The following is a 13,951-nucleotide window of genomic DNA, read 5'->3' on the forward strand; positions in this document are numbered from 1 at the left end:
ACTACCTCGCCGATACCCTCCGGGCCATCCTCGACGGACACCCCAGATCCCGCATCGAGGACCTCATGCCCTGGTGCTACGACCAAGCGTCAAGCCTCGCTGCATAGGGCCTCGTCGTCGCGCTTACCCAAAGGCATAGAGCAAACCGATCATCGGGCGGGCTAGATCGCCATGCGATGAGCACGAAAATCCACCTCACCGCCTTCGAGCCGCGTGGTGGATCGGGTTTCAAGGAGGGGGGGAAGTCCGTATCCGTTTCTGGATCACATTTGCCGGGCCCCCTTGTCAGCCAGAGAGAAATATATCTGCTGTAGGAACCATAGAGGTTGCGGCCCGCCCCCATGGGCGGGCCGCAATCGTTTGTTAGATAAAGTCGAAGACGTAGGACAGCAGAATGGTGTCGCCCGAATTGAACGTCAGCAGCGTGCCATTGCCGACTTCGCGCGCGCTATAGCTCATGCCGGGATCGAATTTCAGGATGTCGATATTGGTATCAAAGGCCAGCACCGTGTCATGGCCAAAGCCGCGCTGGAAGACCAGAGTATCGACATCACCGTCGCCCGGCGCACGCATATTGTAGAAATCGCCGCTGGCCGAGATCAGGTCGTCGCCCCTGCCGCCGGTGATGGTGTCGCGGCCGGTGCCGCCCTCCAGCGTGTCGTTGCCCGAGGTTCCGGTCAGCCGGTCATCACCCCAGCGAGTGTTCCAGTGAATGCCGGCGCCGCCCTGCACGACAGCCGAGGCGCCGCTGACCGTATCGCGGCCCTCATGCGTCCAGCCCTGCTCAAAGCCTTGAGCGATCAGCTTGGAATGCGCGCCGCCGATGTCGGTTTCAGCCGTCAGCCGCATCGACCCGTCCGAGTTGACGCGCTGGATGTTTACCGCGACGCCGCCCGAATTTTCCCAGCCGTCCTTGACCCAGACGTTGATCAGGTCATGCCCGTCGCCGCCATAGATCGTGTCGTTGCCGATCACCTCGTCGAAATTGCCCTGCCCCCAGCGGATGTTGTCATCACCGGCGCCGCCATAGATCAGGTCATTGCCGGTCGAGGATTGGATGAAATCGCTGCCGGCACCGGCCCGGATCGTATCATTGCCGGCACCGCCGTCGATAAAATCGCCCTGATTGCTGCCGATGATCGAGTCATTGCCACCGCCGGCCCAGATCGACAGGCCATGCGCGGGGGTGCCGCCATGCGCCGCATTCACCCGAGCATTGCTGGCATCGACCACGTCATTGCCATCGCCCAGATGCAGACGCTCGATCCCGGTAAAGTTCAGAACGCCGGGATTGCCCACGACCTTGCCAGATTCAGTGGTCAGGAAGGTCACCTTGACTGCGGATTTGCCTTCGATGATCAGCCGGTCGCCACCGGTCTTTTCCATGTAGAAGTTGGTGTCGTAATGCTCATTCGAGTCGCCACCATTATAAGTATAGGTGCCGCTGGTCGGGGTCCAATAGATCACATCGTCGCCGCCGCCCGCGTCCAGGTTCATTACCCCGGCATTCATGCGGATAACGTCGTTTGATTGTGTCGGCATTCATTGTCTCCAGTTTATGGACATAACATGTCATTGCGCGACATCAGCTGATGCGCGGCTGTTGAGTGCGAGAGCCAGCCTTGGTGCTTTGAATCTAACGAACCGAGCATGCTCAGCTAATCGTAAAGATTCAGTTAAACCAAGACGGGAAACATGTTCATTGCTACAATTATAAGTTGCATTTTACAGATTAACCAATCTGAGCGCAAACTTGTTATGTCTAAATGCCGGTTTTTAGGCGACAATCTGCTGGCGCTATCGGCAAGATCCTGCTATTCCGCTCCGGCATCAGAGGATTCTGGGGCTTGCGGGTGTGGCGAAATTGGCAGACGCACCAGATTTAGGTTCTGGCGCCGAAAGGCGTGGGGGTTCAAGTCCCTCCACCCGCACCAGATTGATCTTATTAGATAATATAAGACAAATCCGGCGAATTTCTTCGGCGAATACCTGACGTTTTCAGACAATTCGATAGATTCGTTCGCCTCTGCGGCGAACTCGCGGGTTTCGCGCTGCAATGCGGCACCGAAGGCATCGCCAGCCATCGTTTCCACGCATCCCTGCTTGTCCGCGAATCATTCAGGCATCCAGCTTCCCACCGCGCGCGGCCCGGAACTGCTACCCCAAAAACACATGATCGGGAAAATCGGCGCGCGCCGGCAGCGAGGCAGCCCCGTGCATCGCCTCGGCTCAGACGCCCGTCAGCAGGGCGCCGATTTCGGCCGCGCGGGCGGCGACCAGGGCTGCATCGCCCTGCGCCTCGACATTCAGCCGCACCACCGGCTCGGTGTTCGAGCGCCGCAGGTTGAAGCGCCATTCGGCGAACTCAAGGCTGATGCCGTCCATGTCGTCGCGGCTGGCCGCCTGCGCCTCGAAATGGCCCAGCACCCGCGCGATCGCCGCATCCGGGTCGTCCAGACGAAAGTTGATCTCTCCGGACGAGGGATAGGCCGCGATCCGCTGCGACAGCAGTTCGCCCAGCGTCCTGCCCTCGCGCGAGACCAGTTCGACCACCAGCAGCCAGGGCAACATGCCGCTGTCGGCAAAGGCGAAGTCGCGGAAATAGTGATGCGCCGACATTTCGCCGCCATAGATCGCGCCCGACTCGCGCATGGCCTTTTTCACGAAGGCATGGCCGGTGCGGGCCAGCACCGCCTGTCCGCCCGCCTCGGCGATCATTGCGCGGGTGTTCATCACCACGCGCGGGTCATGCACGATCCGCTCGCCCGGATGGCGGTCAAGGAACACCTTGGCCAACAGGCCGACGATATATTCGCCGGGGATGAAACGCCCGGTCTCGTCAAAAAAGAAGCAGCGGTCGAAATCGCCATCCCATGCCACGCCCAGATCGGCGCCATGCGCGCGCACCGCCTCGGCCGTCATCGGCTGGTTCTCGGGCAAGAGCGGGTTGGGAATGCCGTTCGGAAAGGCCGGGTCGGGTTGGTGATTGATGCGGATGAAGCGCAGGGGGGCGCCGCGCCGCTCAAGCTCGGTGGCGATGGCGTCAAAGGTCGGGCCGGCGGTGCCATTGCCGGCATTGACCAGCACGGTCAGCGGCTTCAGCGCCGCGACATCGACGAAATCGACCAAGGCGCGGGCATAGACCGCGCGGGCCTCGGGAAAGGCAGTCGCCTGACCGGGCAGCGCCGGCGCGAAATCACCCGACTGCGCCAAGGCGGCGACGGCGGCGAATTCGGTATCGGGATCCAGTGGCGCGGCGCCCGGCCCCACCAGCTTCATACCGTTATAGTCGATCGGATTGTGCGAGGCCGTCACCTCGATCCCGCCCGATGCTTCGAACCGGGCCGTGGCGAAATACATCTCTTCGGTGCCGGCAAGGCCAAGGTCACGCACATCGGCGCCGCCTTCGGTCAGCCCCCGGATCAGCGCCTCGGCCAATGCGGGTGAGGTCGCGCGGCTGTCGCGCCCGACGATGACCGTTTCGGCATTGCGCTCCTGCGCAAAGGCCCGGCCGATGCGATAGGCCACATCCTCGTCCAGTTCGGACCCCAGCCGTCCGCGCACGTCATAGGCCTTGAAACAGCTGATGGCGCGCGGCGGCATCTGGGCAATCTGGTCTGACGTCATGGGCATGATGTTCCTATCTGCAGGACTTCTTGGCTACACCAGCCTGCTGGGGATGGGAATAATCCAGCAGTCATGAAAATCTGATTGACGCTTCAGCCAAAGGACGCAGGTGACGCGCGCCGGCTGTCCCGCTAGATCGGGTCGAAAAAGGAGAATACGATGGACACCAAGGCTCTGATCGCCGCTTATTATGATGCGTTCAACGCTGGCCGCACCGAGGAAATGCTCACCTATCTGCATGATGAGGTCGAGCATCACGTCAACGAAGGCGGCATCCGGCGCGGCAAGGAAAAATTTTGCGAATTCAACGCCCATATGACTGAAAGCTACAAGGAGCGCCTGACCGATATCGTGATCTTCGCCAATGAGGCGGGCGACAGGGCGGCGGCAGAGTTCGTGGTGAACGGCACCTATCTGCAAACCGACGAGGGTCTGCCCGAAGCCAAGGGCCAGACCTATGTGTTGCCCGCCGGCACCTTCTTTACGATCCGCGACGGAAAGATCGCCCGCGTCACCACCTATTACAACCTCGCCGACTGGATGCGGCAGGTTTCGGCGTGATCTCCACCCGGGTTCTGACCGGCGATTCGGTCGCGGCCGTGCTGGACGATCTGGCGCGGCTGCGCATTGCCGTGTTCCGGGACTGGCCCTATCTTTACGATGGCGATCCGGATTACGAGCGCGACTATCTTCGGGCCTATCAGACGCCCGGCGCGGTCGTGGTCGCGGCCTTTGACGGCGCGCGCATGATCGGCGCCGCCACCGGCGCGCCGATGGAACATCACGCCGGGGATTTCGCCGCAGCCTTCGCCAACCGGCCGGAAGCGCTGGAGGACATCTTTTACTGCGCGGAATCCGTCCTGCTGCCCGAATATCGCGGTAAGGGACTGGGCCACGCGTTTTTCGACGGGCGCGAGGCGCAGGGCCGCGCGCTGGGACGGCGCTACAGCGCGTTTTGCAGCGTGCAGCGCCCCCCGGATCATCCGCTGCGCCCGACGAATTACCGCCCCTTGGATGACTTCTGGCGCAAAAGAGGCTATGAGCCGCTTTCCGGCGCCGTCGCGGAATTCGACTGGAAGGACATCGACGCGCCGGTTTCGACACGCAAACCGCTGCAATTCTGGATGAAGAGACTGTGACACGCGAAATCAAGATCGCCGCCGCCGCCTATAATTTCGACTGGTTCGACGATTTCGATGCCTACCGCGCCAAGCTCTCCCGCTGGGTCGAAGCTGCCGCCGATTGCGATCTGCTGGTCTTCCCCGAATATGGCGCGCTTGAACTGGCGTCGCTGGGCGGCAAGGAGGTCGCCGGCGACCTCGAGGCATCGCTGCATGAGACCGCCCGCCATGCCGAGGCGCGTGACGCGCTGCATGCCGAGCTTGCCGCGGCGCATGGGCTGCATATCCTTGCGGCCTCGAGCCCCTGTTTCGACGGCGCGCGGCCGGTGAACCGCGCGGTGCTCTTTGGCCCCGACGGCCGCATCGGGCATCAGGACAAGCAGGTGATGACCCGGTTCGAGCGCGAGGAATGGCATGTCGAGGCAGCGCCGGGGCTGCGGGTGTTTAACACGCCGGTCGGCCGGCTGGGCGTGCTGATCTGCTATGACAGCGAATTCCCCCTGCTGGCACGCCCGCTGGCCGAGGCCGGGGTCGAGGTGATCCTTGTGCCCAGTTGCACCGACACCGTGGCGGGCTTCAATCGCGTCCGCATTGGCGCAATGGCCCGCGCGCTGGAAAGCCAATGCGTGGTCGTGCATTCGCCGACCGTCGGCAGTTGCGACTGGAACCCGGCCATCGACGAGAACCGCGGCAAGGCGGCGATCTATGCCCCCTCGGACGGGATCTGGCCCGAGACCGGCATTCTGGTCGAGGGCGAGATGGACCGCCCCGGCTGGGTCAAGGCCCGCATCGACCTGAACCGCGTGCGCGAAAGCCGCGAGGACGGCCGCGTGCTGCCCTTTGCGCATTGGCCCGAAAGCGCCGGGGTGGGGCTGGTCTGAGGTATTCAGCCGCCCCCCCTCTCTGCTTGCGACCGGCTGCACCGAGCAGCCCGGTGCATCGTTGACCATTTTCCGCAGGAAAGCAGGACATGCAGAGCATCGAGACCGAACGCCTGATCCTACGGCCCTTTCAGCAGGGCGATGCGGCGGATCTGTTCCGTTACCTGCAGGCACCGACCGCCAGTTGCTTCCTGTCGATGAAACTGGCCGATCTCGCGGCGGCAGAGGTCGAGGTGGAAAGACGCGCCACCGACGCGGGCAGCCTCGCGATCTGCCTGAAACAGACCGGGCAGGTCATCGGCGATCTTTTCGGCGAGGCCGGCGCCGATGAAGAGGACGAGACGGCCTCGGTCGGCTGGAACCTCAATCCGCAATTCGGCGGCCAAGGCTATGCGCTGGAAGCCGCCCGCGCCTTTTTCGAGCATCTTTTCCACGCCCGGGGCTTTCGCAGGCTTTACGCCTATGTCGAGGATCACAACATCCCCTCGCAGCGCCTTTGCGAAAAGCTTGGCATGCGGCGCGAGGGGGTCTTTGTCGAATTCGTGACCTTCACCAAGGACGATGCCGGCAAGCCGATCTACGAGAACACCATGCAATATGCCATCCTGCGCCGGGAATGGATGGCGAAAGGTGCGGGCCTCGGCGCATTGGCCTAAGGCGTCGCGCGCGGGAACCGGCCCGGACAGGAAGCCGCCCCGCCTATCCCCGCGGGTCGACCAGCGCCTCATTGCCGGCGGGTTCGGCGGGAAGTTCGGTGTCTGGCGTGGCCGCGCCCTGGGCGCCGGCCTCGGGTTTGGTCAGGTCATTGTTCAGCCATTCCCCCGAGGCGACCTGCCCCGAGGCATAGCGCATCACCCCGGCGCCCTGGCGTTTGCCCTTGACGAAATGGCCTGTGTAGACATCGCCATTGGCATAGGTCGCAACGCCGTCGCCGTCGATCTCGCCCTGTTTCCACAACCCTTCGTAGCGAAAGCCGTTCGGCGCGATCAGCCGGCCCTTGCCCTCGCGCAGGCCATCCACGAACGAGCCGTCATAGGTCGTGCCATCAGCATAGATCGCCTGACCCTGACCGTGACGTTCGCCGTCGCGCCAGGCGCCGTTGTAGACATAGCCGTCGGGATAGGTCATACGGCCCTGCCCTTCGTTGCGGCCGCGCTTGAAGCCGCCCTCATAGACCATGCCATTGGCGTATTTCGCCACACCCTGCCCCTCGATCACGCCGGCCAGCCAGTCTCCGTCATAGCTCGACTTGTCGGGATAGGTGATGCGGCCCTTGCCCTCGGGCATGTCGGCGCGCAGCGCGCCCTCATAGACCGAGCCATCGGGATAGGTGATGCGGCCCAGCCCCTCCATGCGGCCGTCGGCCCAGTCGCCGGTATAGACATAGCCATCGGTGCCGGTGAAGGTGCCCTGCCCGGCGCGGCGGTCGGCGCGGAAATCGCCCTCGTAGCGATCGCCATTGGCATAGGTGGCGATGCCACGCCCCTCGCGCCGGCCATTGGCAAAGCGGCCCTCGTAGCTGTCGCCCGAGGGCTGCACCAGCTTGCCCTGCCCGGCCATCTGGCCTGCGGCCCAGCCGCCGTCATAGGTCAGCCCGTCGGCCATCACCAGCCTGCCCTGCCCCGAGCGCTGGTCGGCCTTCATCTCGCCCTCATAGCTTGCGCCATCGGGATAGGTGATCTTGCCGCGGCCTTCCTTGACGCCGGCCTTCCAGCCGCCCTCGTAGCGATAGCCGTTGGGTTGGGTCAGCACGCCCCGGCCATCATGCAGCGCGTTCAGGAAACCACCCAGATAGACCGAGCCATTGGCATAATGCGCCTCGCCCTGACCGGTGATCTGGCCATCGGCCCAATCGCCCTCATAGGTGCTGCCATCGGCATAGGTGATCTTGCCCTTGCCATTGGGCTTGCCCTTGGCAAATGCGCCCTCATAGACCGAGCCATTGGGGAACTTGGCCGTGCCCTGCCCCAAAATCTCGCCCTCGACCCAATCGCCGGTATATTCATAGCCGGTGGGCAGGCGATAGGTGCCGCGCCCGTGCTGCTTGCCGTTGCGGAACGTGCCCTCGTAGACGCCGCCATCGTCATATTGCTTGGTCACGACGCCCTGAGCCCCGGCCGCGCCGGTCATCGCCACCGCCATCGCGCAAGCCACTAGGACTGCCTTCATCGGCCCTGCTCCGCCTTCCTGTCTCTTTGCCGATCCGTCTATCGCAACCGGGCCGATAGCGCAAAGCCCGACTTTTCCTTTGCCGCGCCCTCGCCTATCAACGGGGCATCCGATGAAGAGGAGCCCGCCATGGCCGACACGTTCCGCATCACCCTGGGGCAACTAAATCCCACCGTGGGCGATCTGCCCGGCAATGCCGCCAAGGCCCGCAGCGCCTGGGAACAGGCGCGCGCCGCCGGCGCCGATTTTCTGGCCCTGCCCGAGATGTTCATCACCGGCTACCAGACGCAGGATCTGGTGCTGAAGGCCGCCTTTACCCGCGACGCCATGACCGTGATCGAGGAACTGGCCCGCGATTGCGCCGATGGCCCCGCGATCGGCATCGGCGGCCCCTATGCCGAGGGGCGCAAGCTCTACAACGCCTTCTGGATCCTGCAGGGCGGCAAGGTGGTGACGCGCGTGCTGAAACACGACCTGCCGCACAAGCAGCTGTTCGACGAATTGCGGCTGTTCGATCAGGGGCCGCTGTCGGGGCCCTATGACATCGGCGGCATCCGCATCGGCAGCCCGATCTGCGAGGACGCCTGGTGGCCCGAGGTCGCCGAGACCATGGCCGAATCCGGGGCCGAGATCCTCTTGGTGCCGAACGGCAGCCCCTATCACCGCAACAAGCTGGATCTGCGCATGGGCCATATGGTCGCCCGCGTGGTCGAAACCGGCCTGCCGCTGATCTATCTGAACTCGGTCGGCGGTCAGGATGACCAGCTTTACGACGGGGCAAGCTTTGCGCTGAACCCCGGCGCGGCGGGCGGCGCCGACAAGGTGCTGCAACTGGCGCCCTTTGACGAACAGGTCGTGCATGTCGATCTGCAACGCGGCCCCGAAGGCTGGCGCGTGGTGCCGGGCCAGATGGACCACCAGCCCGACGAATGGGAACAGGATTACCGCGCCATGACCGAGGGCCTGCGCGACTACATGCGCAAGTCCGGGTTCAAAAAGGTGGTGCTGGGCATGTCGGGCGGCATCGACTCGGCGCTGGTGGCGACCATCGCCAGCGACGCCATCGGCCCCGAAAACGTGCGCTGCGTCATGCTGCCCAGCGAATATACCTCGCAGGCCAGCCTTGACGATGCCGCCGATGCCGCAACCCGACTGGGCGCGCGGCTGGACACCGTGCAGATCGAAGGCGCGCGCGATGCCGTGGGCGACGCGCTGGCGCATCTGATGGAAGGCACCAAGCCCGACACGACCGAGGAAAACATCCAGTCCCGCCTGCGCGGCGTCATGCTGATGGCGATTTCCAACAAGTTCGGCGAGCTGCTGCTGACCACCGGCAACAAATCCGAGGTCGCGGTCGGCTATGCCACGATCTATGGCGACATGGCGGGCGGCTACAATCCGATCAAGGATCTTTACAAGACCCGGGTGTTCCAGACCTGCCGCTGGCGCAATGAAAACCACCGCGACTGGATGATGGGCCCGGCGGGCGAGGTGGTGCCGCCGCAGATCATCTCGAAGCCGCCCTCGGCCGAACTGCGCCCCGACCAGAAGGACGAGGACAGCCTGCCGCCCTATCCGGTGCTGGATGCGATTCTTGAGGGGCTGGTCGAAAAGGATCTGGCGCTCAAGGATCTGGTCGCGCAGGGCTATGAGGCCGAGACCGTCAAGCGGGTCGAGACCCTGCTTTATGGCAGCGAGTGGAAGCGCTATCAGGCCGCGCCGGGGCCGCGCATCTCGACCAAGGCCTTCTGGCTGGACCGGCGCTATCCGCTGGTCAACCGCTGGCGCGACACTCTGTGACCCGGGGGCGGGCCCGGATCGGCCCGCCTGCCGTGACCGGCTCGCGATTCGCGCGGGCTGCCGTCTGAGCGCCCGCCGGCACCACCCTGCCGGGAGTTATCGGCAATTTGAGCGATCTTGCCGCCCGCGGCGCCGGCCCCGCATTTGCAGGGCCAATCCCGCGCTGCTGCGGCCCCCGCCCCGGCCTTGCCGCGCATTTTAGACGTTATGCGCTGCATGAGAGCGCCCCGGCGCGGGCATGATGGCCCTGGTCCCATTCCAGCCAGCGGAGCCCTAATGCCCACCGTCAATATCAGCGCCATTGCCTTGGGCACGCATCCCGACCTTGATCCCGATGAACAGCGCTTGGGCGCGGAAAACGCCCGCTCACTTCTGGGCCATAGCTTCGGCAATGCCGATAGCCCCTTGGCCCGGAACATGTTGGATCTGACCCTGAACGACCGCAACAATGACGGTGCGATCTCGTTCAATACCGCATGGGGCAACCCGGCAGGCGAATATGTCCGGCATGACAACGCGATCCATTACCTCGATACAGGCGTTCTTTATTCCGGCACCGTGACCTATATGGACGGCAGCACCGCCAGCAACGTGCCGCTGCGCGTGCTGCAGGACGTGAATGGCAATCTCGTGCTGGTGCCTCCACCCCACACCGCCTCACGAGCGGAAATTGACGCCCTGACCACGCGGCCGCTGCAATCGCTGCAAATCACGGGTCTGCTGCAGAACGATTTCAGCCGGCTCGACATCTCGCGTTATGACCTGCAGGACGCGCCGGCCTTTGTCTGTTTCCGCCACGGCACCCTGATCCGCACCGAGCGCGGCGATATCGCGGTCGAACATCTGCGCGTCGGCGACCGGGTGATGACGCGTGACAACGGCCCGCAAGTGCTGCGCTGGATCGGCCGCAAGGCGCTGGACGGCGACCAGCTGCGCCTGTTCGCGCAGTTGCGCCCGGTGCGCATCCGCGCCGGCGCCTTGGGCCGCGACATGCCACGTCGCGATCTGCACCTGTCGCAGCAGCACCGGGTTCTGGTCGGATCCCGCATCGCCGAGCGGATCTTTGGCCGCAACGAGGTGCTGGTCGCAGCCAAGCATCTGCTGGCCCTACCCGGGATCGAGCGCGACGACAGCCTGCAACCGCTGGAATATTACCATCTGCTGTTCGACCGCCACGAAATCCTGTTTTCCGAAGGCGCGCAGACGGAATCCTTGTTCACCGGCCCCGAGGCTTTGCGCGCCATCGACGCCGCCGCCCGGGCCGAGATCGTGGCGCTGTTCCCCGAACTTGCCGCCGAAGATCCAGACCGCCTGCCCGCCCGCCAGATCGGCAAGGGCCACCGCGCCCGCAATCTGGCGCGCCGGCACGCAGACAACAGGCAGCCGTTGCAGGCGGGCGACTAGCCCGCCCGCCGGTGACGCCTCAGACCAGGACCGCTTGCCGGTCCTGGTCGCCGACCTCGAACACCTTGCGGTAGTGCTCGATCGCCTCGCGCGGGCCGGTGGCCTTTTCGGGATTGTCCGACAGCTTGACCGTGGGCTTGCCATCGGCGGCGACGGCCTTGCAGACCAGCGAGAACGGTGCCAGCCCGTCATCGGGCACCAGCCCCCGGAAATCATTGGTCAAGAGCGTGCCCCAGCCAAAGCTGACCTTGACCCGGCCATTGAAGCGCAGGAACAACTCGCGGATCTTGTCGACATCCAGAGCGTCGGAAAAGATCACCAGCTTCTGGCGCGGATCCTCGCCCCGGCTTTTCCACCATGCAATGGCGGTCTCGGCACCTTCGACCGGATCGCCGCTGTCGATGCGGATGCCGGTCCAGCCCGCCAGCCAGTCCGGCGCATGTTGCAGGAATCCCTTGGTGCCATAGGTATCAGGCAGGATGATGCGCAGATTGCCGTCGTGTTCCTCGTGCCAGTCCGCCAGCACCTTGTAGGGCGCTTCGCGCAACTCGTCGTCATTGCCAGCCAGCGCGGCATAGACCATCGGCAGCTCATGGGCATTGGTGCCGATGGCCTCGATGTCGCCGCGCATGGCGATCAGGCAGTTCGAGGTGCCGGTAAAGCGCGGATCGCCCAGCCCCTCGATCATCGCCTGCACGCACCAGTCCTGCCACAGAAAGCTGTGGCGGCGTCGGGTGCCGAAATCGGCGATGCGCAGCTCGGGGCCCAGTTCGCGCAGCTTTTCGATTTTTTCCCAGATCCGGGTCATGGCGCGGGCGTAAAGCACCTGCAGCTCGAACCGGCCCATGTCCTTCAGCACGGCGCGCGACCGCAACTCCATGATGATGGCCAGCGCCGGAATTTCCCACAGCATCACCTCGGGCCAGCGGCCTTCAAAGGTCAGCTCATACTGGCCGTCGCGCTTTTCCAGCTGATAGGGCGGCAGGCGCAGGTTTTCCAGAAACTCCATGAAGTCGGGCCGGAACATCTGGCGCTTGCCGTAAAACGTATTGCCGCGCAGCCATGTGCTTTCGCCGCGCGATAGGCGCAGGCCACGGACATGGTCCAGCTGCTCGCGCAGCTCGCCCTCGTCGATCAGCTCGGCCAGCCGGATGCGATGCGTGCGGTTGATCAGACTGAAGGTGACGCTGGTGTCGGGCCGGTTGCGAAACACCGACTGGCACATCAGAAGCTTGTAGAAATCGGTGTCGATCAACGACCGGACGATCGGGTCGATCTTCCATTTATGGTTATAGACCCGGGTCGCGATATCCACCGTGCTCATAGAAGCTCCACACCCATGCCCCGCATGTGGCGCCGCGCGGCATCGCGCGATTCGTTCAGGTCGATGGCGCGGGTGGCGCTTTCGATCACATGCACGCGGAACCCCTGCCGCACCGCATCGACCGAGGACCACGAGACGCAGAAATCAAAGGCAAGGCCGACGAAATACAGGTCGTTCAGCTCGCGTTCGCGCAGATACCCGGCCAGCCCGGTCGGCGTCTTGTAATCGTTTTCAAAAAAGGCCGAATAGCTGTCGATCGCCGGACGGAACCCCTTGCGGATCACGCATTCGGCGCGGTCCAGCCGCAGATCGGAATGGAACTCGGCGCCGGGCGAGCCGATGACGCAATGCTCAGGCCACAGCACTTGTGGGCCGTAATCCATGTTCACCAGCGTGAAGGGCTCGCCGCCGGGATGGTTGACGGCAAAGCTGGAGTGGTTTTGCGGATGCCAGTCCTGTGTCAGGATGACATGGTCATAGTCGTCCATCATCGCGTTGATCGGCGCGACGATTTCGTCGCCGCCGGCCACGGCCAGCCGGCCGCCTGGGCAGAAATCCACCTGGACGTCGACGACGATCAGGGTCTTGGACATTCACTTCTCCTTGTTCCTGCAAAATTCGTAGGCGGCAGGCGGCGGGGCGTCAATGCCCGGTTGCATGCCCGCGCCCGATCCCCCGCTTGATCCGCAGCGGCGCGGGCGCTAAGGCGCAGCCATGCAGATCATCGTCGCCGCCCTTTACCATTTCACCCGCTTTTCTGACCCCGAGGCGCTGCGTGCGCCCTTGGCCCGGCTCTGTTGCGGTCAGAGCGTGCGCGGCACGCTTTTGCTGGCGCCCGAGGGCATCAACGGCACCATCGCAGGCCCACGCGCGGGCATCGACGCGGTGCTGACGCATATCCGCGCCCTGCCCGGCTGCGCCGATCTGGACTGGAAGGAAAGCGCGGCCGAAACCATGCCCTTTGGTCGCATGAAGGTGCGCCTGAAACGCGAGATCGTCACCATGGGCCAGCCCGATGTCGATCCGACCGCCGCGACCGGACGTTACGTCGCGCCGCAGGACTGGAACGTGCTGATCTCGGCCGATGATGTCGCGGTGATCGACACCCGCAACGATTACGAGGTCGAAATCGGCAGCTTTGCCGGCGCGGTCGATCCCGGCACCCGCAGCTTTCGCGATTTTCCAGAATGGTGGCGCGCCAATGCCGACCGTTTTGCCGGCAAACGCATCGCCATGTTCTGCACCGGCGGCATCCGCTGCGAGAAATCCACCAACTTCCTCATTGGCGAAGGCGTGCCCGAGGTGTTTCACCTGAAAGGCGGCATCCTGAAATATCTGGAGGAAGTGCCTGAACAGGACAGTCTGTGGCAGGGCGAATGCTTTGTCTTTGACCGCCGCGTCAGTCTGGGCCACGGGCTGCGTCAGGGCAATCATACGCTGTGCCACGCCTGCCGCCGGCCGCTGGCGCCCGAGGATCGCGACCGCCCCGAATATGAAGAGGGCGTCAGCTGCCACCGCTGCACCGGCGAATACACCGAAGCCGACCGCACGCGCTTTCGCGACCGCCAGCGTCAGGCCGAGCGCGGCGAGTGCTACGGGGACTGACCCCGCAGCCCCGCCCGCCG

At 64.2% G+C, this 13,951-nt stretch carries 13 protein-coding genes and 1 tRNA gene; 9 read left to right on the forward strand and 5 right to left on the reverse strand.

Going from position 1 to position 13,951, the window contains the following annotated elements:
* A partial coding sequence (locus tag GL279_RS08110) for a transposase domain-containing protein (protein WP_155064130.1) occupies positions 1-107 on the forward strand: 107 nt, incomplete at its 5' end.
* Positions 108-363: 256 nt separating this feature from the next.
* Here the strand turns inward: GL279_RS08110 and GL279_RS08115 are convergent.
* On the reverse strand, positions 364-1,542 hold the full coding sequence (locus tag GL279_RS08115) for a calcium-binding protein (RefSeq protein WP_155064131.1): 1,179 nt from the start codon (positions 1,540-1,542) through the stop codon (positions 364-366).
* A 307-nt stretch (positions 1,543-1,849) separates the two neighbouring features.
* Here GL279_RS08115 and GL279_RS08120 point away from each other — a divergent pair.
* Positions 1,850-1,934: transfer RNA gene (locus tag GL279_RS08120), tRNA-Leu, on the forward strand.
* A 295-nt stretch (positions 1,935-2,229) separates the two neighbouring features.
* Here the strand turns inward: GL279_RS08120 and GL279_RS08125 are convergent.
* Positions 2,230-3,633, reverse strand: a complete 1,404-nt coding sequence (locus GL279_RS08125) for a phosphohexomutase domain-containing protein (RefSeq protein ID WP_281348972.1) — start codon at positions 3,631-3,633, stop codon at positions 2,230-2,232.
* A 153-nt stretch (positions 3,634-3,786) separates the two neighbouring features.
* Between GL279_RS08125 and GL279_RS08130 the strand changes: the two genes are divergently transcribed.
* From GL279_RS08130 to GL279_RS08145, 4 genes are all read left to right on the forward strand, one after another.
* On the forward strand, positions 3,787-4,188 hold the full coding sequence (locus GL279_RS08130) for a ketosteroid isomerase-related protein (RefSeq protein ID WP_155064132.1): 402 nt from the start codon (positions 3,787-3,789) through the stop codon (positions 4,186-4,188).
* The gene (locus GL279_RS08135; RefSeq protein WP_343039746.1) at positions 4,185-4,766 is read left to right on the forward strand and encodes a GNAT family N-acetyltransferase; all 582 of its coding nucleotides are present in this window, start codon (positions 4,185-4,187) and stop codon (positions 4,764-4,766) included. The genes GL279_RS08130 and GL279_RS08135 overlap by 4 nt, the downstream gene beginning before the upstream one ends.
* 8 nt (positions 4,767-4,774) lie before the next feature.
* Positions 4,775-5,629 carry a carbon-nitrogen hydrolase family protein gene (locus GL279_RS08140; RefSeq protein ID WP_343039753.1) on the forward strand — a complete coding sequence of 285 codons (855 nt, stop codon included), beginning with the start codon at positions 4,775-4,777 and terminating at the stop codon, positions 5,627-5,629.
* A gap of 89 nt (positions 5,630-5,718) precedes the next feature.
* Complete coding sequence (locus GL279_RS08145) at positions 5,719-6,285, forward strand: GNAT family N-acetyltransferase (protein ID WP_155064135.1); 567 nt, start codon at positions 5,719-5,721, stop codon at positions 6,283-6,285.
* 43 nt (positions 6,286-6,328) lie between these two features.
* Here GL279_RS08145 and GL279_RS08150 read toward each other — a convergent pair whose 3' ends face one another.
* Positions 6,329-7,798 (reverse strand): MORN repeat-containing protein, encoded by a 1,470-nt coding sequence (locus tag GL279_RS08150; protein ID WP_155064136.1) that lies wholly within the window; start codon positions 7,796-7,798, stop codon positions 6,329-6,331.
* Positions 7,799-7,927: 129 nt separating this feature from the next.
* Between GL279_RS08150 and GL279_RS08155 the strand changes: the two genes are divergently transcribed.
* Both GL279_RS08155 and GL279_RS08160 read left to right on the forward strand, forming a co-directional pair.
* Positions 7,928-9,598: an NAD+ synthase gene (locus GL279_RS08155; protein ID WP_155064137.1), complete on the forward strand. Its 1,671-nt coding sequence runs from the start codon at positions 7,928-7,930 to the stop codon at positions 9,596-9,598.
* A gap of 276 nt (positions 9,599-9,874) precedes the next feature.
* Positions 9,875-11,002, forward strand: coding sequence for a Hint domain-containing protein (locus tag GL279_RS08160; protein ID WP_246175240.1), 1,128 nt, complete (start codon positions 9,875-9,877; stop codon positions 11,000-11,002).
* A 19-nt stretch (positions 11,003-11,021) separates the two neighbouring features.
* Here GL279_RS08160 and pncB read toward each other — a convergent pair whose 3' ends face one another.
* Both pncB and pncA read right to left on the reverse strand, forming a co-directional pair.
* Positions 11,022-12,326 carry a nicotinate phosphoribosyltransferase gene (gene pncB / locus GL279_RS08165; protein ID WP_155064139.1) on the reverse strand — a complete coding sequence of 435 codons (1,305 nt, stop codon included), beginning with the start codon at positions 12,324-12,326 and terminating at the stop codon, positions 11,022-11,024.
* Positions 12,323-12,919 (reverse strand): bifunctional nicotinamidase/pyrazinamidase, encoded by a 597-nt coding sequence (pncA, locus tag GL279_RS08170; RefSeq protein ID WP_155064140.1) that lies wholly within the window; start codon positions 12,917-12,919, stop codon positions 12,323-12,325. The genes pncB and pncA overlap by 4 nt, the downstream gene beginning before the upstream one ends.
* A 121-nt stretch (positions 12,920-13,040) precedes the next feature.
* On the opposite strand from pncA, the gene trhO reads away from it, so the two are divergent.
* Positions 13,041-13,931: an oxygen-dependent tRNA uridine(34) hydroxylase TrhO gene (gene trhO, locus GL279_RS08175; RefSeq protein WP_155064141.1), complete on the forward strand. Its 891-nt coding sequence runs from the start codon at positions 13,041-13,043 to the stop codon at positions 13,929-13,931.
* Positions 13,932-13,951: the final 20 nt, after the last annotated feature.

Origin of the sequence: Paracoccus limosus, assembly GCF_009711185.1 — a bacterium.
GTDB classification, from domain to species: Bacteria; Pseudomonadota; Alphaproteobacteria; order Rhodobacterales; family Rhodobacteraceae; genus Paracoccus; species Paracoccus limosus.

Bases quoted from the DNA above. Each gene is read 5' to 3' on its own strand.
- GL279_RS08115 (WP_155064131.1), bottom strand. From the start codon at position 1,542: ATGCCGACACAATCAAACGACGTTATCCGCATGAATGCCGGGGTAATG.
- GL279_RS08125 (WP_281348972.1), bottom strand. From the start codon at position 3,633: ATGCCCATGACGTCAGACCAGATTGCCCAGATGCCGCCGCGCGCCATC.
- GL279_RS08130 (WP_155064132.1), top strand. From the start codon at position 3,787: ATGGACACCAAGGCTCTGATCGCCGCTTATTATGATGCGTTCAACGCT.
- GL279_RS08145 (WP_155064135.1), top strand. From the start codon at position 5,719: ATGCAGAGCATCGAGACCGAACGCCTGATCCTACGGCCCTTTCAGCAG.
- GL279_RS08150 (WP_155064136.1), bottom strand. From the start codon at position 7,798: ATGAAGGCAGTCCTAGTGGCTTGCGCGATGGCGGTGGCGATGACCGGC.
- GL279_RS08155 (WP_155064137.1), top strand. From the start codon at position 7,928: ATGGCCGACACGTTCCGCATCACCCTGGGGCAACTAAATCCCACCGTG.
- GL279_RS08160 (WP_246175240.1), top strand. From the start codon at position 9,875: ATGCCCACCGTCAATATCAGCGCCATTGCCTTGGGCACGCATCCCGAC.
- pncB (WP_155064139.1), bottom strand. From the start codon at position 12,326: ATGAGCACGGTGGATATCGCGACCCGGGTCTATAACCATAAATGGAAG.
- pncA (WP_155064140.1), bottom strand. From the start codon at position 12,919: ATGTCCAAGACCCTGATCGTCGTCGACGTCCAGGTGGATTTCTGCCCA.
- trhO (WP_155064141.1), top strand. From the start codon at position 13,041: ATGCAGATCATCGTCGCCGCCCTTTACCATTTCACCCGCTTTTCTGAC.